The sequence below is a fragment of the Psychrobacter sp. UBA6291 genome (genome assembly GCF_002439405.1).
GTDB classification, from domain to species: domain Bacteria; phylum Pseudomonadota; class Gammaproteobacteria; order Pseudomonadales; family Moraxellaceae; genus Psychrobacter; species Psychrobacter faecalis.
This window is the reverse complement of record NZ_DJUD01000061.1, coordinates 1-21842: the sequence shown is the minus strand read 5'-3', so window position 1 is coordinate 21842 and position 21842 is coordinate 1. Positions and strand designations below refer to the sequence as shown.

Sequence of the window (21842 nt, the reverse complement as noted above, 5' to 3'; positions counted from 1 at the left end):
ACGTTAAAAACGAAAAAGCGCCTAACTTTAAATGAGTTAGGCGCTTTTTTTAAAACTAACGTTAAGCAGTCTTTTCGATAAAAAACCGTTAAAGGTTTAAACCGCGAATGGTCTAAAACGTTAATGGTTTAAGAAGAGGGACCTGAAACACGCTCAATAGAGACGTTACCCACACCTTTATTGGTAATACCAAGTTGCTTGGCAGCACCGTAAGATAAATCCATCACACGGTTACCATGGAATGGACCACGATCGTTTACTTTAACGACGACGCTTTTGCCATTGGTTTTATTGGTAACTTTAACGTAGCAGTTTAAGGGTAACGAGCGGTGAGCAGCGGTTAAGCCATTCATATCAAAGGTTTCGCCACTGGCAGTTTTACGGCCATGAAATTGACGACCATACCAAGAAGCCAAACCAGTTTGTTTGAATTTGCTTACAGAATTAGAAGCGACTGCCGTTAAGCGCTCTAAAACATCTTCATCATTAGATACTTGGGCAGTGTCGCTGGCGAGCAATGAGCTGCTAAGGGCTAATGAAGTAGGCTGACGAGCAGACTTAACTAAGCTTGATGCGCCGTCATGTTGACGACTAAGTTCACCGAGTACACGGTCAATACGGGAGGCGTTATCTTGCGAAATCGTTGCAAGGGAGGTTTTTGATTCTACAGCATTTGCATTAGTAGCGATTGCAGAGCCAGCAAATAAAACGGCTGACATTGTAAGTAAACCAGATAAACGCTTATTCATAAATACCTCTATAGCGTATACATTAGAACCTAACTCTAAAACCTCTTAGAGGGAGCGAGACAATATTAGACCACTCTAACAGTGCCGCAAACTCGAAAGCCGCTCTATCATCTATCTGTTTTATCACGATGATAGTAAATATGGGCTTTTATAAGCTCTAACATATGGTAATTTTCATTTATATCATCATAAGTGGCTCGGGAATTATCGTTATATACGACTCGCAAAACCCACTTATGACACGCTCAAATGATAGTTAAAAATAGTAATCAAACAACCAAAGTAAGGTTGCACCAATCGATAAAGGACTTTTTTACATTGCTAAGTTAATAAAGGGTTTAAAGTATGTTGCGTATTACTTTGTTATTAAACCGTTAATTAAGTACTAACTTTGCAAGCCCAAAATCTACAATTTGCTAACTATACGGACGAGCTACAACTGCAATATAATTAAATGATATCTTTCTTAGTAGCTATGTACGCGTTGTGTATCAAACTACAATAAAAGGAGGGTAACGCAATTATTTGTAAAAAACAAGGAATAAAACCTAACAGTACTAATCGGTCACTAATAGGGCTTCATCTGGGTTTTGCCAAAACATAAGAAGAATAATAGCTATAAATAACAACAACTTATGGTTATTTCTAAAGCAAGAAAGTTAAGGTTTTAATAGTAATTTATGGAGAATTAATGACAAATAAGAAAGGCTTAAAAAAGTAGATATTCATTTAATTTGAGCAATTTCGCTATTACATTAGATTACTTAGGCAAGCACATTTTGCTTCAGTTTCTAGGCAAATTTGTTAACGTACCATTTTAACCCTGTCTATATAAGGGAGTTATATAGACATTTAAACCCAAGTTTATCGTGATTATCGAATGTAATATTGGTTATTAAAGATGAACTTTACAGGTGAATAGATTGTAAATAATACCTGCTATGGCTTAGCTGGATTTGTGAGTATGAATTGACATTAGTAGGCCAAAACCTGCCATTAACGTCACGATAGCAGTACCGCCATAACTGATAAAAGGTAAAGGTACCCCAACAACGGGTAAGATGCCGCCAACCATGCCGACATTGACAAAAATATATACGAAAAAAGACATCGCAAGTGCACCTGCCAGCAATCGACTATAAACATCAGGGTGCGAAAATGCGATATATAAAGCACGCATAAGCACGCAAGCATATATAAGCATCAACAATATCACGCCAAGCAGACCAAACTCTTCAGAAAAGGCGGCAATAATAAAGTCGGTGTGACCTTCTGGTAAAAAATGTAGATGCGACTGTGTGCCTTCTAAATATCCTTTACCGGTCAGACCGCCCGCGCCAATGGCGGTTTTGGACTGAATAATATTCCACCCGGCCCCTTGGACGTCAGCTTCAGGGTTGAATAGCGTTAAAACGCGCGTACGTTGGTAATCGTGTAATAAGAAGTTCCAAGCAAATGCCACCAATGGTACGGCTAATGCTGCTGCACTAGCAATCAAGCGCCATGATAGACCAGCCAAAAACAATACAAAAATGCCACTGGCTGCGACCAGCAAGGAAGTACCAAGGTCAGGCTCTTTGGCGATTAATAATACCGGCACCACAATTAACGCTAAGGTGATGGCAATACTTGATAATGAAGGCGGTAAGTCACGTTTGGATAAAAACCACGCACACATCATTGGCATACCAAGCTTCATAAACTCTGAAGGTTGAACGCTACCAAAACCAGGTAAGTTAATCCAGCGCTGCGCACCCATACGCACCTCGCCAATGATATCGACCAACACCAACAATATCAGCCCCAATACATAAAATATGGGCGTAAAGGTACGATAAAGGCTAGGCGGTATCTGCGCCATAGTAAACATCACCGTAAATGCCACGCCATAACTGATGACTTGGCGGATGACCATATCAGTGTCTTGGCTTGCTGCGCTATATAAAATCGTCAAGCCAATGCAACAAACGGTCAATAGCAATAAGGTCAGCCACGGATCAATATGGATACGTTGCCAAAGCGTCGGCGCACGACCTTGACCAAAGTGATGGCTTTGACGAGAAAAACGGTACTGGAGGTTAGAAGGCATAGGTGATATGTGACTGATAATTGGCGTGAAAGAAAAGTCTGCTTTGACAAACGATAAGTAAGCAATCAGCGAGGGCAAAATGTTTATCGGGCAGCTTAATTAAGAATTTGGTAGCAAAACCCATAATTTACCCGTAATAAAGTAACGACAATATAAACATTATAAGGATAAGTGTTAATAACGAATCAGTAACCATCAATTCGCTGCGATAGTTTAGCTTGCTTGCTTAAAATTTGATAGTATCGATAAAACGTTTTTAGCGGTAGTTTCTGGTAATGATAAAGACAAAAAAATTTATTTATGGGCACATTTATAAGCCTATTATCGTCCTAGGTATTTGTGCCAGCAGTATTTCTGTGCACGCCGCTATTATAAGTGATAATAGTGAGCGCCGCATCCAAATCCGTCATGGCAGTGGTACGACCAATAATAGTGGCAATGCTTATATCACACCCGCTAGCAGTTATGGCAGTCAAAGCAATAGCTATAGCGGCGGCGCAACCATCTTGAGTGAAGGCGCTCGTCGGTCAAATGGTATTAGCGGCGACAGTATGCAAGGGCTGATTCAACAAAAACAGCGCGAGTTTAACTTCGATAGCGCAGTATCGATAGAAGAAAACAAACGCGTCATTACCAATAGAGGGACGCCACGTTATAGCAGCGGTAATAATAACTTTGGAAATAGTAATTATAACGATTTTACCAGTATGGATTTTAATGTATGGTTAAATAGTAATAGTTACCGCGCAAGCCAAGTGGCCAATTATCAACAATATTTAAGCTCACGCGTCGGCGCAAGAAATGTACCGCCCTTATCTCAGCTGTTGACGACCGCTCGTAGTTGGGATAAATGTGGTTATGAGCCTTATCAGCTACCACCGCAGGAGTTATGGGCAAATATTGTACCGACCTTGCAGCTTTATAGTCAGCTAAAACGCCAAGGTATTTTACCTGCCAGTACCGAGATACGTTCAGTATATCGCAGTCCGGGGTTAAATAATTGCGCGGGCGGGGCGAGTGCGAGTAAGCACATGACCGCAGGCGCGATGGATATCTGGGTGCCTGAATATGAAGGCAATTCATGGCAGCTAAGTCGCATGCAAGATAGTCTCTGCGAGTTTTGGCAATATCAAGGGCAGTCGCATAACTTTGGTTTAGGACTGTATTCTACCGGTGCTATTCATCTTGATACCGATGGTTATCGCAAATGGGGCTTTAATCATGCCAGTAGCAGCTCCGCTTGCCGCTATTAAAAGCAGTCTCTTCAATTAAAAAAGCTCAGCCAGTGATTACTGATTGAGCTTTTTTATTGAGCTATTTTTTAAGCGTCTGTAAAAATAAGCGATGGATGCTACGACTTTTTCTTAGCTTTCTTCTCATCCCATGGATTGACCTCACCAACAGTCACGATCAAAAAGTTATCAGGCTTTAGAGTGTCGCGCAGGGTTTGGTTGACTTCTGAGAGTTTAACCTGTTCGATGCGATTGACATAGTTGGTCAAGTAGCTGTTAGGTAGCTGATAAAAATTCATCATACCAATTAAGCTGTTGATTCCAGCATTACTAGCAAATCCCATCGGAAAGCTGTTTTTTAAATTATCCGTGGTCAATTTCATCTCATCGCTGGTAATACCTTTATCTAATGCCTCATTAATCACATTTAGGCTTGCATCAATTGCTGCGCGTGCTTTGTCATTACGGGTTGAAAATCCAATTTGATAAGGACCGCGCGCCAACATCGGGTTCATAGAACCTGATATGCCATAAGTATAGCCGAGGTTTTGCCTGACTTCGGTCATCAGACGCGCGTTAAAATCGCCCCCTGCTAGCACTTCATTACCGACGGCAAAGTTGGTTTGCTTTTGCTGCGCTTGCGGGTCGGTGGCACGCTTTTCGCCCAGTTGTCCCATCAATACCGTAGTTTGGGTGCTAGGAAACGGAATATGAATATGTTGAGGCTGGGTTAGTGGCTTTGGTTCGGGCAGGGCCGCCGCCGCTTGACCCGCTGGCAAGTCTGCCGTTATTTCTTCCGCCAAATTTTTCGCTTGTGCCAAAGTCAAATTACCCGTCATGGCAAGCGACGCATTGGCAGCGACTAGATAGCGATTTTTAAAATCAATTAGCTGTTTTCTATCAATATTAGGAACGCTTTCAAGCGTGCCAACCGATGGATGCGCATAAGGGTGGTCGCCATACAATGCCTTACTAAAGGCGATACTGGCAAGACTGCCAGGGTCTTGCTTTTGCTGTTGTAAACCGACCAATAAGCGTGCTTTATTACGGGCTAAGATTTGCTCATCAAATCTTGGTTCAGTAAGCATTTGCGTCATCAAGTCAACCGCAGGCAGTAGATGTTTATCATCAGATAAGCTACGCAATGAGACAATAAACATGTCTTTATAGGCGCTACTACCTAAACTGATACCCAAGGTTTCGACCGATTGCGTGAACGCGTTTTCATCTAAGCGTTTGGAGCCTTGTTCAAGCATTGTCGCGGTCATATTGGCGATACCAAAGCCTGATTCACTGATACTACCATCACGCGCGCTACCGGCATTAAAGCGCAAATCAATATCGACGATGGGCAAGGTAGTGGTCGGCACGAAAAGCACAGGAATACCGGCTTTGGTCTTAAAGCTCTGTATGTCTGGCACCGTGACTTCTAAAGGTTTGGCATTTTCAAGACTGCTCAGCTTAGACAGAGCAGCAATAGGCGCACTGGTATCGACTGCAGCAGCTGGCGTACGAGCATCTTCGCTGCCTGCCATATCTGCCTGCGCAATAGTAGTCAAGCTTATTATGCCAAAGAAGGCGCAAGCACTTACATAAGGGAGCTGCTTAAAATGAGATGAAAATTTATTTTTTTTGAGAAAAGGTGTTTGAGTCATGTCTTTCTTCTTATTCATAAGGTCATCAGTATTGGGTTTTTGCCAAGGTAATTGGATAGCACATTGATGTTATTTAGCTTTGCTTGCCGTTTCTTTGGTAGCAGCATTTTTATTACTAAAGGCATCTTTGCTTATCTTATTTTGGCTAACGTTATCTTTAGCAGCAGCTTCTTTAGGCGGGATGATATGCATGACCGTTAAATTTTCTTTGACCAAATACTTTTTACTTGCCGCTTGGATATCTGCAATGGTTACGCTATCAAGCTTGGTTGGCAATTTGGCCAGTAACCTGTCATCAAGACCGATAGATTGCAGCGAGCCAATCATACGCGCCTGACCTTCCATGCTATCCTGTGCGTATATCAAGCCGGTGACAGTATTGGTTTTGGCGCGCTCGATTTCATCGGCAGCAATTGGGTCGGTTGATAGCTTATTAATCTCATTGATAATGGCTTGTTGTGCCTGCGCTAAACTGACGCCTTCGCGCGGGGTTGCTTGTATCAAAAACAGCCCATCGCCGCGATCGAGCAAATCGTAAGACGTACCAACTGTGGTCAGCAGTCCTTGCTCGCGTACCAGCCTGCTCTCTAGCCGCGCGGATAGACCACCATCTAATACATCTTGCGCAAGTGACAGCGCATACGCTTGCTTCTCGTTATTAGCGCCCGCTGTTACCAGACTGGGCACGTTATAACCCATCAGCAAAACAGGCACTTGTACCGCTTGCTCGGATTCTACTTGCTGATAACCGCGAAAACCCTTTTGTGTGACCATAGGACGCTTAGGTAACGCGCTTGGTTTTAGCTCCCCAAAATAGCGTTTGACCTGCGCTAATACGTCGGTTGGCTCGACATCGCCGACGATAACCAACGTGGCATTATTGGGTGCGTACCATGTTTTGTACCAGTCTTTTAAATCGCTAAGGGTGATTGATGCTAGCTCATTCATAGGGCCAATGACCGATTCGCCTTTCGGACTGTTTGGCATTGCCAGCAAGCGAAATGACTCATAAGCTTTGGCAATCGGATTGTCATCCGTACGCTGACGACGCTCTTCCATTACTACCTGATGCTCTTTGGCAAACGCTTTATCATCAAAGACCAAATTGGTCATGCGATCTGCTTCTAGCTCTAAGGCTAACGGCAAGCGATTGGCAGGAAATAGCTCGTAATAACCGGTAAAATCGTAACTGGTAAAGGCATTATTGACGCCGCCAAATTTGGCAATCAAACGCTCATAATCGTCGCTTGATACATCAGCGGTACCTTTGAACATCATATGCTCAAGCACATGTGATATGCCGCCTTTATCGAGAGGTTCATCTGCTGAGCCGACGCGATACCAAATTTGGGTCATGACCACAGGCGCGCGGTGGTCTTCTTTGACCACTATCTTTAAGCCATTTTCAAGCTGGTATTCATGGCGACCAGACATATCCATGGTCAATGCTGAAGATTGTTCGGTATTTTCTAGCGTTTGATTTTTATTCACTACCTGTGTTGTTGCGGCATTTTTAGTCGTAGCAACTTCATTTGTCGAAGAAATTGCGCTGGTTTGGCAAGCCGCAAGGGTGGTCGCCATCGCTAAAGCGCAGGCAAAGCGTAAAGAGATAGTAGGTAAAGGTGAGGGCATGATAGGTTCTACTTATATAAAAGGTAGCTGATAAGTGACTGAGTGATAAAATGAGAATGGTGCATGTTTATGCTTAGATGAATATGCCTATTTATGACAAACATAACGCTATTATAAAGACTTGTGTGCTCCCACCATGACGGTAGCAGTCGGTTTAAATTCTTGTGTAGTGCTACAGCCAGTTGAAGACAACGCGATAGTAGCAACAAGCAAGGCGGCGCCCATTTGGGTCATTTTTTTATAATCGTTCGATAGTGATAACATAGGTCATTTCCAATATAAGTGGACAAAAAAAGCAAATGAAATAGGGTGGTATAATCATGCTAAGGGTAGGCGAAGTTTGGCTTATTAAAGGTCAGATTTTTGTGTCTAAACCTTAAGCGAAACTTGCTTAGCTAGTTATAAGATTTATAAACCTATCATTAGGAAGGTTATTCTTAATTACTAAACGTTTTTACTATGAATTTATGGGTTTTTATAATTTAACCATGCTCTGCGATGCTAAAGGCTAAGCGCCGCTTGAATTATGCTAAACTAGGCTAAAAATAATCGTCCGTTAAACACCAAAGGCGGGCGGCACATCATTTTAAAAACTACTGATAATGATAACTTTTAGGGCAAGCTTATGAATAATCCCAATAATAGCAATCGTGTGGTCATCAACCTCGACGGCGGTCTTGATGATTTGGATGACGATGATATTACCTTACCCAGTCTGCCAGCGCAATCGGTGCCTATCATCGATGAGTCTGAAGATACTTCACTTACCGATACAGCGGCAGAGCTACCACTAGCGACGCCGATTATTGAGAAAGAAAAACAAAGCCCTGCTGCAAATACTATAGAGGGTACTGTAGAAACAACGGCAAAAAGTGCTACAAATACTGCTGCGTCGCAGTCTACAACTTCAATTCCTACGATGCCTCTGCAAGATCATCTGGGCGATAGTGCGAGCGTCACCTCTAAAAATAATGATAGCAGCGCTATTGATAAAGCAAAAACTGAGTTACAGCAGCCGACAACAGCGCCAGAAGAATCGCAACAGTCAGAACAGACTGAGGAAAATAAGAAAAAAGGCAGCTGGTTTAATCGCATGAAGACGGGGCTGAGTAAGTCACGTAAAAATCTTGCCGAAGGGATGGTTAGTATCCTTATCGGTGGTAAAGAGATTGACGATGAGCTCTTAGAAGAAGTGGAAGACCAGCTGTTGGTGGCTGATATCGGTGTCAATGCAACCAATCGTATTATTAAGAGCCTGACTGAACAAACTGCCCGTGGCGATTTGATTTATGCCCATTCATTATATAAAGCACTGCAAACTGAGCTGGTCGATATCTTAACGCCAAAAGTTGCGCCATTAGTCATCGATACCAGTAAAAAGCCCTTTGTTATCTTGGTAGTGGGGGTCAATGGTGTTGGTAAAACGACGACTATTGGCAAACTTGCTAAGCGGCTGCAAGGTGAAGGAAAGTCCGTCATGTTAGCGGCTGGTGATACGTTCCGTGCCGCGGCGACTGAACAGCTACAAATTTGGGGTGAGCGCAATCACATTCCTGTCGTTGCTCAAGGTCATGGTTCTGATAGCGCCTCTGTTATCTTTGATGCCATGCAATCTGCCAAAGCAAAAAATATCGACGTGTTAATCGCTGATACGGCAGGGCGCTTGCAAAATAAAACCCACTTGATGGCCGAGCTTGAAAAAGTCGTGCGCGTGATGCGTAAAGCTGATCCAAGCGCGCCGCATGAAGGCATGATTGTCCTCGACGCTGGCACGGGTCAAAACGCCATCAATCAGGTCGAGTTATTTAATGAAGTCGTGCCATTAACCGGTATTACCATTACCAAACTAGACGGTACGGCGAAAGGTGGTGTGGTGTTCAATATCGCTGAAACTACGGATGTGCCGATTCGTTATATTGGGGTCGGTGAGTCGATTGATGATTTGCGCGCCTTTAGTCCAAAACAGTTTGTCGCCGCTTTATTTGAGACTGACGATAAAGAATAGCGCTCTATAGGTTTTTTACAATAAGTAAGTGTCAAAATTATGAGTGTTTAGAGGAAGGAATAATGATAGTCACCATCGCAGCGGTTGAGTCGCACCAGTTGGCGTTGATTGCCAGTACGCATGAGCATAGCAGCCCTAAGCTGGTCGAAGTCAATTGGCTGCAGGTGGGTGATTCTTGGCACAGCTCAAAATCTATTCCCAAGCTTAAAAAGCATTATGGGCTTGTCGATGAGGATTTCACCTTTATCGCTCAAAATAACCTGAGCAAAAGCGAGCCTGCTGAGGCGTTACTTCTAGAAGCGCTTGAGCAATTAGCAGCGTATTTTAAAGGTAAGCGTCAAGCATTCGACTTGCCATTAGACATAAGCTTAGGCACTGATTTTCAGCAATGCGTCTGGCAACAGCTGCAACAGATACCGTATGGTGAAACGATTAGTTATGCCACACTGGCGCAGCGAGTCGGTAATCCTAAAGGCTTTCGCGCCGTCGCCAATGCCAATGGCAAAAACCCCTTTAGCATCATCATTCCTTGTCACCGCGTTATTGCGAGCGACGGTAAATTGGGCGGTTATACCGGCGGCTTAGATAAAAAAACATACTTGCTGACGCTCGAAGGGGCTGAGGTTAAACGCTAAGGTTTTTCTTTACTAAGCCAAAAATTCTGACTATAAGTTTTTTGGCTATTTAAAACATTTGCCGCAGCCATTGCAATCCTTCGACTTTTTAAATATCACCTTGGTCCATACGTAATAAATAGATAAAACCACCATCATAAACACCAATAAATACTCGACCCATGTACTCATCATTACCTCTCTAAAATCCGAAAATTTGTCCTGTCACCCGATAGGTTAGCCACGCCATTAAATAAGCCAATACGAATAAATAGCTGGCTATGGCGATGGTTTGTTTCAAAGAATTGGTTTCGCGGCGAATAATGGCTAGCGTGGCCAAACACATCGGCGCGTAAACATAAAATGCCAAAAATGAAAACGCAGTAGCCAATCCCCACTGCGTATGAATAATAGGAATAAGCGTCTGATTGACCGCTTCATCGCCGATGCTACCGACCGCATATACCGTGCCAAGCGCGGCAATAACGACCTCGCGCGCGGCAAGCCCTGGGATTAAAGCAATACACATCTGCCAAGTAAAACCAATGGGCGCAAAAATTGGCTCAATCATATGCTCAAGCATGCCCAAGCAGTATGGCACTGCGTTTATCGACAGTGACGCCAGAATAATTGGCCACTTTCGCTTTAGAGCCTGTCAGCACATTAAAGGTGGCTGTTTTACCACAATTAGGGGCGCCAACTAAGGCAAGATTAATAGGGCGGGTTTCGGCTTGTGTTTGCGTACTTGACATTTAGTCAGACATCGCTTATTTATCAAGTTATCAGTCATTAAGGTGCTACAACCTACAGCAGCCTTAATACAGTAAGTCAGGAGCAAGTCAGTAAATTAGACTGAACACTTACCTTGAATCTATAGCGATACAGCTGATTTTAATGAGCTCATCGGCGTGTAAGCTAAACTGCGCACCGGTACTCAGTTGCACCGCATAAGGCGGCTTGCCAAACAGACCTTTGGCAACGATTTGAATAGTGGTATTGGGCAGAAAGCCTAAATCTTTGAATCGTTGACTGTTAACGCCGTCGATATCACCAAAGCGCTCATTAGCGACGATGTCATTAATAATGGCAGTCTGGTGCTTAGCCAAGTCGAGTAACGAGCATAGATGAGTCGCTTTAGGGTTAAGCGTATGAATATTGACGGCAGTGGCGGTTGGATAAGAGGGCAGAAGGGACGTACGCATAAAGAACCCTTATCCATTCTTATATGTTAATGATAATTGTTACTGTTAAAATCGAATTATATGCCTCGCTTATTGACGATACAATACCCATAAAGGATGATGCAAATAACAAAAAAAACCAGAGAGTATGACACTGTCTGGTTTTTATTTTTTGCTAAGGATAATATGGTTTTTGACGTAAGCTAATTAAATTTGCCAAGGTTTTTTGCTGGTAAATCTTAGACTAAGCTCAGACACATTAGGCTACTGTTCAAGCTGCGCCATGACCGCATCGGTAAAGCTTACGTTACTATAAACTTCTTGCACATCGTCAATATCTTCTAGCATATCGATCATTTTCATCACTTTTAGCGCGTCGTCGATATTATCAATCTCAGCGCTGGTGGCAGGTGCCATAGTGACTTCGGCATTATCAGAGACAAGCCCTGCTGCATTGAGCGCATCTTTTACTCGACCGAAATTTTCCCATTCAGTAATAACCAGCAAGCTTTCACCATCGTTTTCGATATCCAGCGCGCCAGCGTCCAAAGCCGCGAGCATGACTTCTTCTTCTAAGCTGACATCGTTAAAAACGATTTCACCGCGTTTGGTAAACAGATAAGCGACCGAGCCTGAGGTACCAAGATTGCCTTCATTTTTGGTAAAGGCATGGCGCACTTCACTGACCGTACGGTTCAGATTGTCAGTCATGGTTTCTACCAGGACCGCAACGCCGCCGACGCCATAGCCTTCGTAGCTGACTTCATCCATATTGTCATTATCATCGCCGCCTGTACCACGAGCAACCGCACGGTTAATGGTATCTCGAGTCATATTAACTGATAAAGCCTTTTCGATTACCGCACGCAAGCGTGGGTTTTTATCAGGGTCGGGGTCACCTTGCTTGGCAGCAGAAACAATTTCACGAATAATCTTGGTAAATATTTTACCTTTTACCGCATCCTGACGGGCTTTACGGTGTTTGATATTTGCCCATTTTGAATGGCCTGCCATATGACGTCCTTACGTTTTACGGGTTGTTTATAGTGCGTATAAAAAGTTAGTAGGCTATGCCTTGTTAACAACTTTTTATACTTGATAAGGTATTGTTATTATATGATTGTGCGGTTAATACAGTGTAATAGACCTATCGGCAAGTTAGCGATATGTATGTCGTTTGTCGCACTTTTTTGCTACACTGATATCTTCTTTGTTTTGAGCGGCTACTGTCTGAGACTATGAAAACCGCTAGTAAAATATTGGCAGTATTATAAACCACTTTAGCGCATTTTGACCAACCTTAGCTTGCCCATATCAGCTTAAAGCGTTCGGTTTTTTATAACCATTGATTTTGTGACTATACCGACTTTATGAAACAACCAACCGCCGAAGCCATTACCCATTTGCGTAACCGCATTCATATCATTATCGAAGGCACGGATACCCGTTTGGGTAAGCTGTTTGATATTGTATTGTTGATTGCGATTTTGGCCAGTGTGGCCGTGGTAATGCTCGACAGTGTGCTATATATGCGTTTGCAATATGGTACGCTATTTCGTTATGCAGAATGGTTTTTTACTATTTTATTTACCATTGAGTATATTTTAAGGTGGTTTTCGGCGCCCAATCGCTTTCGTTATGCGTTTAGTTTCTTTGGCATCGTAGATTTATTGTCAGTATTACCCAGCTATTTAAGCCTTGTATTTGGCGGTGTGCAGTATCTGCTCGTCATTCGCATCCTACGTATCTTACGAGTATTTCGGGTACTCAAGCTCAATACCTACATGCAGCAAGCGGGCTTTCTTGCCTCAGCACTTAAAACCAGCCAACAGAAAATCACGGTATTTTTCTTATCACTCGTTTTGCTAGTGACTATTTTTGGTTCAGTTGTCTATGTGGTAGAAGGGCCGGAAAATGGTTTTACCAGTATTCCTATCTCTATTTATTGGGCAGTGGTGACGGTTACGACCACGGGCTATGGTGATATGTCACCAAAAACGCCAATCGGCCAAGCAATTGCATCGATGGTGATGATCACCGGTTATGCGATTATTGCCGTGCCGACAGGTATTTTTACCGCCGAGCTGGCACGTAACATGCGCCCACAGCTAAACCCGATTGCCTGTCCAAACTGTGGCAAATTCGGTCACGCCGTAGGAGCGGATTTCTGCGATCGCTGCGGTCATGCATTGCACGTTTAGTAGTCTATGTATTCTGCCACCAGTGGCGATAAGTCGATAATCACGCCTAGATTGACCAAATTCCAATATTGACCTGAAATGGTACGGTCAAGCATCATCGTCGTTGCTGATGGCTGAAACTGACCAAAATACTTTAACGACGTGCGCATTTGGGCAATGGCTTCATGATGGGTTTGGCTGCTGCCAAAATCAAAAGGACCTTGCTGATAAGGTTCTATGGATAAGGGTTTAAGTCCAATCTCTAACCACTCTTTATAAAATTCACCCGGCACAACTTTATCATCATCGCGGCGGATATCAAGGGCAAGCAAGTCTTGCTCAAGCGCGGTCACATCGCCTTTTAAGGCATGCTTAGCAAAGCGGCGAAATAATTGTACTTCGCTGTCACTATAACTGCGGATACCACCAAAATCATAAGCCACAACGCTACCATCGGTGCGAAAAGCAAAGTTGCCAGGGTGGGGATCACAGTGCATACGATATAAACCAAATAGCTGTCCGGCGCTAAAATGAAACAGGCGCTTAGCGATTTTTTGCTTAACGTCGTTATCCCATGTCGCAGCGACGGTAAGCGGCTCACCCATCTCCTCGGTCAAAGTTAAAATGCGTTTGGATGAATGGCTACTGATCACTTTGGGGATAATTAGCCCTTCATCATCAGCATGAAAGGCGCCAAATACCTGTAGATTGTGCGCCTCTTTAACGTAGTCGAGCTCGTCATGCAAACTTTGGCGAATCTCATTAAACAGCTGCTCTTGTAACTGCTTACTCATATTGAGGACGCCAGCTATTTTTAGCGCCATGCGTACTTGTTTTAGATCGCTATCGCAGTTTTCATCGACATCAGGATACTGCACCTTTACCACCACCCTTTGTCCAGAGGGCAAAATCGCTCTGTGCACTTGGCCGATTGATGCCGCGGCAAATGGCGCTTCTTCAAATTGGGTAAATAACTCAGCAATAGGCGCTTTTAATTCACGCTCAACTTGCGCGCGTATTTGTCCATAAGGCATCGGCGGCGCGTCTTTTTGGAGTTTCTCTAAAGCGGTCGCGACTTCAGGCGGAAACACGTCTTTATATTGGGAGGCGATTTGTCCCACTTTCATCACCGCGCCTTTCATTTCACCAAGCGTTTCAGCGATTTGCACACCGACGTCTTGCATCAGCGCTGAGCGCGCTTCTAGACGTTTTTCTTCGTCACTTGAGAGGTGCTTTAATGAGTTTTTAGCAGCTTTACCGGCAATACTTGCGGTCATGCCAGCGAGTTTCATAAAGCGTTTTCCGGACGATTTTGCCATTCATATCACCATATCGTGGGTTGTTTTTCGTGCGCTCATATTATTACTTTCATCATATCATTGCTGTTTGACTAATGTGCCAAAAGCAACTTGATCGCAACTTCAATGCTAATAGTCTTGTGCTTATTTGACGTTTTCTTTATATAGATAAAGTCATAATCTCTACGTTAACCGTCTAATTTTAAAGCATAAGTATGGGTTAGCCAATAATCCAATGCCATCTGATAACCCAAATGCCCGAGACCGCAAATCACGCCGACGGCTATATCGCTTAAATACGAATGCTGCCGAAACGGCTCACGAGCATGAACGTTGGATAAATGCACCTCTATAAAGGGTTTTTGTGTTGCCAATAGCGCGTCGCGTATCGCCACTGAGGTATGGGTAAAAGCAGCAGGATTGATAATAATTGCATCTACTTGTACAGCGGTTTCTGCTAAAAGACCATAATATTGAATCTCATCGACCAGTTTGCCCTCATGGTTTGATTGGATACAAATCAGCTCGATGTCGTATTTGGCGGCACGCTCGATCAAGTTTTTCTCAATATCAGCAAGGGTCGTATGGCCATAGATTTCTGGCTCACGTTTACCAAGTAGGTTAAGATTAACGCCATTGATCAGCAATAATTTGTGCGTCAACGTCTTATCATTTTGTTGTAGATTGCTATTTGCTTTTATTGGCTGAGAAGTGGTTGTCATAGTTATAGTTGGCTCTACAATTATTAAGGTAAGTGGGTTGCTATTATTAAAAATAAGCGGCGCCGTACTTTTATGACGGTGCTTTTTTGAAATTTTAAGAAAGAAAATACATCAAATATACGATGTTTTAGACCTTTATCATAACAGTTTGTCAGCATGGTTATAAAAATAACCGCAAAAACTGCCATAAGGGCTAAAAATCATATGAAAAGTCTTTATGTTGCCAAAAACCCATGCTATGATATTTTTTACGCAACAAATATTACTTGTTTGTTGCTAGCGCTGATATAAGCAAATAATATAATGCTTAGAGTATTTTGATAGCTGCTTATGTTGGTGAGGATGAATTTACTATACGCTGATTCATAAAGAGAGTAATAACAGGCTTTATGAGGCGATGATGGTATGTAAAGTAGTACTCTTACATTTTGATTTCATAATCTTCAACCCCGTTTATATGCAATGTCGCAAAGGAATTTGGGGTTAAGTGACTTTTTAGGAAGTAATATTATGTCAGCTCGTGAGCAAGGTATCGTTAAGTGGTTTAATGACTCAAAAGGCTTTGGTTTCATTCAACGTGATAGCGGCGAAGATATTTTTGTCCATTTCCGCGCGATCCAAGGTGATGGTTATCGCTCTTTAAAAGATGGCGAAAAAGTCGAGTTCAGTGTGGTTGAAGGCGAAAAAGGCCTGCAAGCTGAAGAAGTCAGAAAAGTAGAAGAGTAATCGCTACCGACATTAATGCCGTTTGGCTATAATGTCGTTACAAACTACTGATATACTACTAAGTCAAGCCCGTCTGTCTTGCCTATGTTGAATAAAACGCAGCATATTTGGTAAGTTTAGATGTTAGGCTTGGCTTTTTTATGCATGCTTGTTTTATTGTTTGTCTGCTTAGCGCAGATATGCTATTAATGGCAGGCAAATTATACAAAAGGATATTTTTTTTGAGTACTTTTAAGACGTTTACCGATTTGCCGTTATCAAGTGCCACTTTGCGAGCTGTAAATGATTTAGGCTTTACTGAATTGACACCCATTCAAGCACAGATATTACCGCATACATTGGCAAATCAAGACGCTATCGGACAGGCGCAAACCGGTACTGGCAAGACGGCAACGTTTTTATTGACTATTATGGAAGCACTGCTTAAGCGCCCCTTTGCTGCCGATGAAAAACGCTATTTGGGCGAGCCAAGAGCCGTTGTTATGGCGCCAACGCGTGAGCTTGCCCAGCAGATATTTGATGACTGTATTGCTCTGACCAAATATACTTCGCTTCACAGCGTTTGTATCATGGGTGGTACCAATTATGAAACTCAGCAGCATGAGCTTGAGCGCCAATATGTCGATATCTTAATTGCGACTCCAGGGCGTTTGATTGACTTAATGCATAAAGGCATGGTTTATCTCGATCGCGTGGAAGTGTTGGTGTTAGATGAAGCGGATCGTATGCTCGATATGGGTTTTATCCCAGATATCAAACGCTTGGTTGGTCGTATGCCGCCGAATACTGATCGTCAAAGCTTACTGTTTTCTGCCACCTTTAACCAAGATGTGATGAATCTTGCCTATCGCTGGTTACATGAGCCAGAATTTGTAGAAATTGAGCCTGAACATAAAACCAGTGAATTGGTCGATCAACATTTTTACTTATTAACCGAAGATCAAAAGCTCGCCGCGGTCGAGCGTTTCATCACTGATGAGACAGTAGAGAAGGTGATAATTTTTGCCAACCGTAAAGACCAAGTGAAGCGTTTGTATCATAAGCTGCGTCAAGCGCATAAAATCGTCATGTTATCAGGAGATGTGATTCAGCAAAAGCGTGAAAAATATCTGCAACGCTTTAAAGATGGACATGCTTCTGTGTTGGTGGCAACCGATGTGGCGGGGCGCGGCATTCATGTGGATGATGTCAGCCATGTGATTAATTATACCTTGCCAGATCAGCCAGATGATTACGTACACCGTATTGGGCGTACGGGACGCGCTGGACAAACCGGTATCAGTATCAGTTTTGTCAGCGAAGACGATGCTTTTAATATCCCAGCGCTAGAGAAGCATTTGGATACCAAGTTTCGTCTTCAGCAGTGGCAGGAATGATTTTATTAAAACAACTTTTATTTTGATAAATATTGCTGCATAAAAAAGCCCTTAACGTCATCATGATGTTAAGGGCTTTTTTATAGGGTCATGATATTTTTTATGCTGCTATTGAGCAGTTTCTGGCATAGCTTCATGAGGATGGCTATTCATTTGCTGCTCATCTGTCATATTATGCATATTGTGATTCATAGCGTTATCTGCATCATGTGGCATATCATGCATTGAGCCATTCATAGCGGGCGTCATCTCGTGCTGCATGTTGTTCATATTATGATGGGCGGTGGTCGCTGTTGTCGCTTCAGAGGAAGTATTGCTATCGGCCATCATAGCGGCGTGGCTGCCATGATTCATTTGAGCATGCTCACCATGTCCATTACCGCCGCCGTGGCCACCATGCATGCTAGCCATTAGCATAGGAACAAAAGCAACCGCCAAGCCAGATAACACCATGATAGCGCCATTAATTTGTCTTAAACGCATACGGCCAATTTTTTCACGTAGCCAACCGACCGTTTCGTGGGTAGCCACTAACATCGGTACAGTTCCCAAACCAAAGACAAACATCAATGCAGCACCACCCAGTGGGTTATGAGCAACGACAGCGATAAGTAGCGCACCATACACCAAGCCGCAAGGTAAAAAACCCCATAATAACCCTGCCGCTAAAGCACGCGGGAAGGTATTAAGTGGAAATACTTTTTGGCGAAGCGGACTAAGGAATTGCCAAAAACGCATACCGACGCGCTCAAGTTTGGCTAAAAATGGCGCGCCAAGCATGGTGACGCCCACAAAGACCAAGACCAAACCCAATAAGATACGAGGCATACTATTGCCCGTCATCAACGGCGCTAAAACAGTGGTGCCAACAAGTCCAGCAACCAAGCCCAAAAATGCGTAACTGCTTAAGCGCCCGAAATGATAGGTCGCTATCAAAGCACGGCGCTTAGCAGGGCTGACATCTTTCATCGATAAACTAAATGCCGCGACCAAACCGCCACACATGCCTAAGCAATGCGGTGAACCTAAAAATCCCATTAGTAATGCCGCAACGAGCAAAGCTGTGGTCATGGGGGTTTCTCCTAAAAATGGTAAAGGGTGAGCCTGCTTTTATCCTTGCCCTAAAAAAATGATAAAAACAGTCAGGTATAAATGAGATATAAAAGGCTAAAGGATTGAGTTTTATTGATAGCTATTTTCATGATAAAGACGATATCAGCACGCAGTGCATCGTTAGCATTCAATCATCGGTTTTGTTAGAGTCTGCTGGATCATTGGTTTGCGGAGCTTGAGGCGTATGCTCGTTAGGCTCATGGGCTTGAATGGTTTGGCGACGCTCTTGGCGATCATCCAAGATGATACGCTGCGATGCATTATCTAAATCTTCAAATTGGTTTGATCGAACCGCATAGCGTATTGCCCAGATAGCGACCACGAACAGCATTAAACTTAAAGGAATTAATAAAAATATACTGAGCATGGCAAACCTCTTTCATAGCAGTTTCTTATATTATACACTTATTGCAAGTGTTATAAATGTTCTATAAAGTTCAAAAATAAGACAGTGGATAATGGGGCAATAGTAGGTACCTAATGTTATTAAAACTAAAACTAAAACTAAAACTAAAACTAAAACAGTAAATGCCAGCTGGCTATTGCTCAGTAGGGTTTTTAGCGACATTACCCCTTGGGGTTAATAGTTGCTGCGAGGTCACATCATTTGCTTGGCGACAGTTTGTTTGCGGACGAATGACATCACGTAAGTAAGCGGCAACTTCATAAACTGCCCGCCGCGAATGGCTTAAGTTTTGCGCTGGTTCCATCCAATCACGGTGCACCGGTAAGGGCGCGTTAATCGGCGTGCTATTAATGCCATTTAAAGCAAACTGTCTGCGCGCGCGCGCCATGTGATAGCTGTCGGTGATAAGGTACACATGATACAGAGGAATGCGCTTGGCAGTAAAACGCGCATTTTCACAGGTATTCATACTGGCGTTTTCGCTGATAAGCCCATCAATCCCATGGTCAATAAGCCATTGACCAAGCCAAGGCGCTTCGGCGCCGCTCAGGACGATAGGTAGCGGCAAGTCATGATAGGCGGTTGCTGCTGTACGAGCGCGATTAAGGCTATAACTATTGAGAATAGTTTGATTGTTATTGTCATTGGTCAAGCCGCCGCCCAACACCACATAAGCGGTCGGCGGAGAACTCTTGGCGGCAGGTGGCATCTTTGGTAAGGGTAAATGCGATAAGAGATAAACCACCGCTTGCGAAAATAGCGGGGTAAACAAACTGATAAGAACGAGAATAACGGCCGTTGAGCCAAGCAAAAAAGTGGCATTAATAATACGAAACAGCTTTATCATACGCTCAGCTGAACGTAAGTAAGAGCGCCATAAGCGCTTGGACCATGATCGCTTAGACAACATGCTCATCAAATCCAATAGAGCCGTCAGCATTTACCCAAACCGGCTCGCGCGCCAATTCAACCGCAAACTTCTCATAGACAATGTCAGCGATATGCTGCTGCGCTTTTGCCACATCCGCTTGCGCCGCTTGATATGGGCTGTGATTAGTCAACACTAACGCTTGCTGCTGATGGGTGAGTATTGGCGCTAAACCATGCCCCTTTAGACCAGCCTGTTCAATTAACCAGCCAGCTGCCACCTTAACCATGGCATCAGGCATTGGATAGCCAACGATGGTAGGATGGATGGCTTTTAGCGCTATAAATTGCGCTTGAGGAATAATAGGATTTTGAAAAAAGCTGCCGCAATTGGGTAGCTGTTTGGGGTCGGGTAGCTTCTGCTGGCGAATATCTATAATCGCCTGCATGACATCAGCAGGATTGGGCTGGCTGCGTCCTCGCTGCTCGGCATAGCGCTGCGCGACTATCTGCACATCACCGTAGCTGGCAAGGATTTTGCTGGGATCGGTATGCAGACGAAAACCAACGCGCGTAATCAGCCAAGTATTGGGCGCACGCTTAAAGAGGCTGTCGCGGTAGCCAAACTCGCAGTCTGCTGCTGTTAGCTGGTGCCAAGTTTGGGTTGGGAGATGATAAGCACGTACGTACTCTAGACAGTCTTCTAACTGCACACCGTACGCGCCGATATTTTGTACCGGCGCCGCGCCAGTCAAACCCGGTATCAGTGCTAGATTTTCAAGACCATACCAACCTTGAGCAACCGTATGCATGACCAAGTCGTGCCAATTTTCACCAGCCATCACTTCGATATCGACATAACTGTCTGTCTGCGCTGTCACGCTAATACCGCGCATCTGTGGTCGTAAGACAATCGCATTTAGCTGTGCGGGCAATAAAACGTTACTGCCGCCTGAAAGCACGAATAACGGCTTAGTAGGTGCTGCCTCTTTTTCATAATTTGCCATAAAGGCATCAAGCTGTGCCTCATCCGTTAGTGTGACGACCACTTCTGCCACAGATGCTAATGCCATGGTATTGCTATGCGACAAATCGACTAAATTATCCTGCGATATATTCACTGCAGGATTGGTTGACGTCGCAGGTTGAGCACTGAAATCATGGCGTAAAGCTGAGGTCATAACATAGCCTATAGGGCAAATAAACAAAAAATCATGCGGTGTTTATTATAAAGGATGAGCGGCATAAAAGTAGCAGAAATATAGCACTTTATCGCTAACTATTATTGAGTGTGGTTAAACATTTAGCGCTAAGAACTATTAAACTAAGCAGTTTTCCAACTTTCAATCCAAGCTTGCGAACTGGATTCAATACGTTCAATCACTTCTTCGAAAGCATCGGCGTCCCCTTGATAAGGGTCTGGTACATCGTCGCCGCCGTAAGTTGGGTCTTCTTCACTAAATAATGCCAGTTTGGCAAGCTTGCCATCTGTATCGCTGATACTGTCTTTGATAGCTTGTAGGTCAGCTAAGTTTTGCGCATCCATCGCCAAAATTAAATCAAACTTACGAAAATCATCAGCGCTCACTTGACGCGCGACCAGCTTATTGATGTTATAACCATGGGCTTTGGCGTGGCGCTGTGCCCGCTCATCTGGCGCATGACCAATATGCCAGTCTCCCGTACCTGCTGAATCCACTTTCATCGCCAGCCCTGCAATCGCTGCTTGCTGACGGAAAATCTCTTCGGCGGTCGGTGAACGGCAAATATTCCCCAAACAAACCACTAGAACAGAGGAAGGAGTAGACGCTTTGATTGGCATATAATGACCTTTTATCACAACAAAAAAACATGCCATCAAGACCAGCATAATAATGCGGTTGCTTAGCATGTTATCGAATAAATGAATTGGTGGCTAGCGTAACGGTTAATACATTGAATGGCAAGAGCAGAGGTAAACAATAGGGTTGCAAAAAGTTAAATAAAATATATACAAA

The 21842-nt window shown here is 43.6% G+C and carries 21 protein-coding genes and 1 pseudogene; 6 read left to right on the top strand and 16 right to left on the bottom strand.

The window, feature by feature from the left end:
• Nucleotides 1–128: 128 nt before the first annotated feature.
• Both B3R91_RS10430 and rodA read right to left on the bottom strand, forming a co-directional pair.
• On the bottom strand, nt 129–749 hold the full coding sequence (locus B3R91_RS10430; protein WP_102077360.1) for a septal ring lytic transglycosylase RlpA family protein: 621 nt from the start codon (nt 747–749) through the stop codon (nt 129–131).
• A gap of 946 nt (nt 750–1695) precedes the next feature.
• Nucleotides 1696–2838: a rod shape-determining protein RodA gene (gene rodA / locus B3R91_RS10425; protein ID WP_286797551.1), complete on the bottom strand. Its 1143-nt coding sequence runs from the start codon at nt 2836–2838 to the stop codon at nt 1696–1698.
• A gap of 275 nt (nt 2839–3113) precedes the next feature.
• Between rodA and B3R91_RS10420 the strand changes: the two genes are divergently transcribed.
• Entirely contained in the window at nt 3114–4091 is a 978-nt protein-coding gene (locus B3R91_RS10420) for a D-Ala-D-Ala carboxypeptidase family metallohydrolase (RefSeq protein WP_286797550.1), read from the top strand.
• 98 nt (nt 4092–4189) lie between these two features.
• On the opposite strand, the gene B3R91_RS10415 is transcribed toward B3R91_RS10420, so the two are convergent.
• From B3R91_RS10415 to B3R91_RS10405, 3 genes are all read right to left on the bottom strand, one after another.
• Nucleotides 4190–5629 (bottom strand): M16 family metallopeptidase, encoded by a 1440-nt coding sequence (locus tag B3R91_RS10415; RefSeq protein WP_286797549.1) that lies wholly within the window; start codon nt 5627–5629, stop codon nt 4190–4192.
• 165 nt (nt 5630–5794) lie between these two features.
• Nucleotides 5795–7357 (bottom strand): M16 family metallopeptidase, encoded by a 1563-nt coding sequence (locus B3R91_RS10410; protein ID WP_286797548.1) that lies wholly within the window; start codon nt 7355–7357, stop codon nt 5795–5797.
• 111 nt (nt 7358–7468) lie between these two features.
• Nucleotides 7469–7621, bottom strand: coding sequence for a hypothetical protein (locus B3R91_RS10405; protein WP_190295458.1), 153 nt, complete (start codon nt 7619–7621; stop codon nt 7469–7471).
• 829 nt (nt 7622–8450) lie between these two features.
• Here B3R91_RS10405 and ftsY point away from each other — a divergent pair.
• Entirely contained in the window at nt 8451–9362 is a 912-nt protein-coding gene (gene ftsY, locus B3R91_RS10400) for a signal recognition particle-docking protein FtsY (protein ID WP_223808455.1), read from the top strand.
• 62 nt (nt 9363–9424) lie between these two features.
• On the top strand, nt 9425–9997 hold the full coding sequence (locus tag B3R91_RS10395; protein ID WP_286797547.1) for a methylated-DNA--[protein]-cysteine S-methyltransferase: 573 nt from the start codon (nt 9425–9427) through the stop codon (nt 9995–9997).
• Between the two features lie 181 nt (nt 9998–10178).
• Here the strand turns inward: B3R91_RS10395 and B3R91_RS10390 are convergent.
• The 4 genes and pseudogenes from B3R91_RS10390 to B3R91_RS10375 all read right to left on the bottom strand — a co-directional run.
• Nucleotides 10179–10562, bottom strand: a pseudogene (locus B3R91_RS10390) (nucleoside recognition domain-containing protein); the annotation flags it as partial.
• Nucleotides 10552–10728: a FeoB small GTPase domain-containing protein gene (locus tag B3R91_RS10385; RefSeq protein ID WP_144296260.1), complete on the bottom strand. Its 177-nt coding sequence runs from the start codon at nt 10726–10728 to the stop codon at nt 10552–10554. The gene B3R91_RS10385 and the pseudogene B3R91_RS10390, both read right to left, overlap by 11 nt.
• Nucleotides 10729–10836: 108 nt before the next feature.
• Nucleotides 10837–11178, bottom strand: a complete 342-nt coding sequence (locus B3R91_RS10380; RefSeq protein WP_286797544.1) for a FeoA family protein — start codon at nt 11176–11178, stop codon at nt 10837–10839.
• Nucleotides 11179–11421: 243 nt separating this feature from the next.
• Nucleotides 11422–12171 (bottom strand): YebC/PmpR family DNA-binding transcriptional regulator, encoded by a 750-nt coding sequence (locus B3R91_RS10375; RefSeq protein WP_102077564.1) that lies wholly within the window; start codon nt 12169–12171, stop codon nt 11422–11424.
• 356 nt (nt 12172–12527) lie between these two features.
• On the opposite strand from B3R91_RS10375, the gene B3R91_RS10370 reads away from it, so the two are divergent.
• Nucleotides 12528–13358, top strand: coding sequence for an ion transporter (locus B3R91_RS10370; protein ID WP_068405178.1), 831 nt, complete (start codon nt 12528–12530; stop codon nt 13356–13358).
• Here B3R91_RS10370 and B3R91_RS10365 read toward each other — a convergent pair.
• Both B3R91_RS10365 and aroQ read right to left on the bottom strand, forming a co-directional pair.
• Nucleotides 13355–14656: an ABC1 kinase family protein gene (locus B3R91_RS10365; RefSeq protein WP_201590922.1), complete on the bottom strand. Its 1302-nt coding sequence runs from the start codon at nt 14654–14656 to the stop codon at nt 13355–13357. The two genes, B3R91_RS10370 and B3R91_RS10365, sit on opposite strands and share 4 nt — an antisense overlap.
• Nucleotides 14657–14823: 167 nt before the next feature.
• The gene (gene aroQ, locus B3R91_RS10360; protein WP_286797542.1) at nt 14824–15357 is read right to left on the bottom strand and encodes a type II 3-dehydroquinate dehydratase; all 534 of its coding nucleotides are present in this window, start codon (nt 15355–15357) and stop codon (nt 14824–14826) included.
• 510 nt (nt 15358–15867) lie between these two features.
• Between aroQ and B3R91_RS10355 the strand changes: the two genes are divergently transcribed.
• Nucleotides 15868–16083 carry a cold-shock protein gene (locus B3R91_RS10355; RefSeq protein ID WP_068405185.1) on the top strand — a complete coding sequence of 72 codons (216 nt, stop codon included), beginning with the start codon at nt 15868–15870 and terminating at the stop codon, nt 16081–16083.
• 221 nt (nt 16084–16304) lie between these two features.
• Nucleotides 16305–17459 (top strand): DEAD/DEAH box helicase, encoded by a 1155-nt coding sequence (locus B3R91_RS10350; protein WP_068405376.1) that lies wholly within the window; start codon nt 16305–16307, stop codon nt 17457–17459.
• 108 nt (nt 17460–17567) lie between these two features.
• Here the strand turns inward: B3R91_RS10350 and B3R91_RS10345 are convergent, their stop codons facing one another.
• From B3R91_RS10345 to B3R91_RS10325, 5 genes are all read right to left on the bottom strand, one after another.
• The gene (locus B3R91_RS10345) at nt 17568–18530 is read right to left on the bottom strand and encodes a sulfite exporter TauE/SafE family protein (protein ID WP_286797541.1); all 963 of its coding nucleotides are present in this window, start codon (nt 18528–18530) and stop codon (nt 17568–17570) included.
• Nucleotides 18531–18699: 169 nt separating this feature from the next.
• Nucleotides 18700–18939, bottom strand: coding sequence for a cbb3-type cytochrome oxidase assembly protein CcoS (ccoS, locus tag B3R91_RS10340; protein WP_198327827.1), 240 nt, complete (start codon nt 18937–18939; stop codon nt 18700–18702).
• A gap of 172 nt (nt 18940–19111) precedes the next feature.
• The gene (locus B3R91_RS10335) at nt 19112–19888 is read right to left on the bottom strand and encodes a YdcF family protein (protein WP_286797540.1); all 777 of its coding nucleotides are present in this window, start codon (nt 19886–19888) and stop codon (nt 19112–19114) included.
• On the bottom strand, nt 19878–21026 hold the full coding sequence (gene murB / locus B3R91_RS10330) for a UDP-N-acetylmuramate dehydrogenase (protein WP_286797539.1): 1149 nt from the start codon (nt 21024–21026) through the stop codon (nt 19878–19880). The genes B3R91_RS10335 and murB overlap by 11 nt, the downstream gene beginning before the upstream one ends.
• A 143-nt stretch (nt 21027–21169) precedes the next feature.
• Nucleotides 21170–21667 carry a low molecular weight protein-tyrosine-phosphatase gene (locus B3R91_RS10325; RefSeq protein ID WP_102077558.1) on the bottom strand — a complete coding sequence of 166 codons (498 nt, stop codon included), beginning with the start codon at nt 21665–21667 and terminating at the stop codon, nt 21170–21172.
• Nucleotides 21668–21842 lie beyond the last annotated feature (175 nt).

What these genes read in the sequence shown, in the direction of transcription:
- B3R91_RS10430 (WP_102077360.1), bottom strand. Translation starts at nt 749, where the DNA reads ATGAATAAGCGTTTATCTGGTTTACTTACAATGTCAGCCGTTTTATTT.
- rodA (WP_286797551.1), bottom strand. Translation starts at nt 2,838, where the DNA reads ATGCCTTCTAACCTCCAGTACCGTTTTTCTCGTCAAAGCCATCACTTT.
- B3R91_RS10420 (WP_286797550.1), top strand. Translation starts at nt 3,114, where the DNA reads ATGATAAAGACAAAAAAATTTATTTATGGGCACATTTATAAGCCTATT.
- B3R91_RS10410 (WP_286797548.1), bottom strand. Translation starts at nt 7,357, where the DNA reads ATGCCCTCACCTTTACCTACTATCTCTTTACGCTTTGCCTGCGCTTTA.
- B3R91_RS10405 (WP_190295458.1), bottom strand. Translation starts at nt 7,621, where the DNA reads ATGTTATCACTATCGAACGATTATAAAAAAATGACCCAAATGGGCGCC.
- ftsY (WP_223808455.1), top strand. Translation starts at nt 8,451, where the DNA reads ATGAAGACGGGGCTGAGTAAGTCACGTAAAAATCTTGCCGAAGGGATG.
- B3R91_RS10395 (WP_286797547.1), top strand. Translation starts at nt 9,425, where the DNA reads ATGATAGTCACCATCGCAGCGGTTGAGTCGCACCAGTTGGCGTTGATT.
- B3R91_RS10385 (WP_144296260.1), bottom strand. Translation starts at nt 10,728, where the DNA reads ATGTCAAGTACGCAAACACAAGCCGAAACCCGCCCTATTAATCTTGCC.
- B3R91_RS10380 (WP_286797544.1), bottom strand. Translation starts at nt 11,178, where the DNA reads ATGCGTACGTCCCTTCTGCCCTCTTATCCAACCGCCACTGCCGTCAAT.
- B3R91_RS10375 (WP_102077564.1), bottom strand. Translation starts at nt 12,171, where the DNA reads ATGGCAGGCCATTCAAAATGGGCAAATATCAAACACCGTAAAGCCCGT.
- B3R91_RS10370 (WP_068405178.1), top strand. Translation starts at nt 12,528, where the DNA reads ATGAAACAACCAACCGCCGAAGCCATTACCCATTTGCGTAACCGCATT.
- B3R91_RS10365 (WP_201590922.1), bottom strand. Translation starts at nt 14,656, where the DNA reads ATGGCAAAATCGTCCGGAAAACGCTTTATGAAACTCGCTGGCATGACC.
- aroQ (WP_286797542.1), bottom strand. Translation starts at nt 15,357, where the DNA reads ATGACAACCACTTCTCAGCCAATAAAAGCAAATAGCAATCTACAACAA.
- B3R91_RS10355 (WP_068405185.1), top strand. Translation starts at nt 15,868, where the DNA reads ATGTCAGCTCGTGAGCAAGGTATCGTTAAGTGGTTTAATGACTCAAAA.
- B3R91_RS10345 (WP_286797541.1), bottom strand. Translation starts at nt 18,530, where the DNA reads ATGACCACAGCTTTGCTCGTTGCGGCATTACTAATGGGATTTTTAGGT.
- ccoS (WP_198327827.1), bottom strand. Translation starts at nt 18,939, where the DNA reads ATGCTCAGTATATTTTTATTAATTCCTTTAAGTTTAATGCTGTTCGTG.
- B3R91_RS10335 (WP_286797540.1), bottom strand. Translation starts at nt 19,888, where the DNA reads ATGTTGTCTAAGCGATCATGGTCCAAGCGCTTATGGCGCTCTTACTTA.
- murB (WP_286797539.1), bottom strand. Translation starts at nt 21,026, where the DNA reads ATGACCTCAGCTTTACGCCATGATTTCAGTGCTCAACCTGCGACGTCA.
- B3R91_RS10325 (WP_102077558.1), bottom strand. Translation starts at nt 21,667, where the DNA reads ATGCCAATCAAAGCGTCTACTCCTTCCTCTGTTCTAGTGGTTTGTTTG.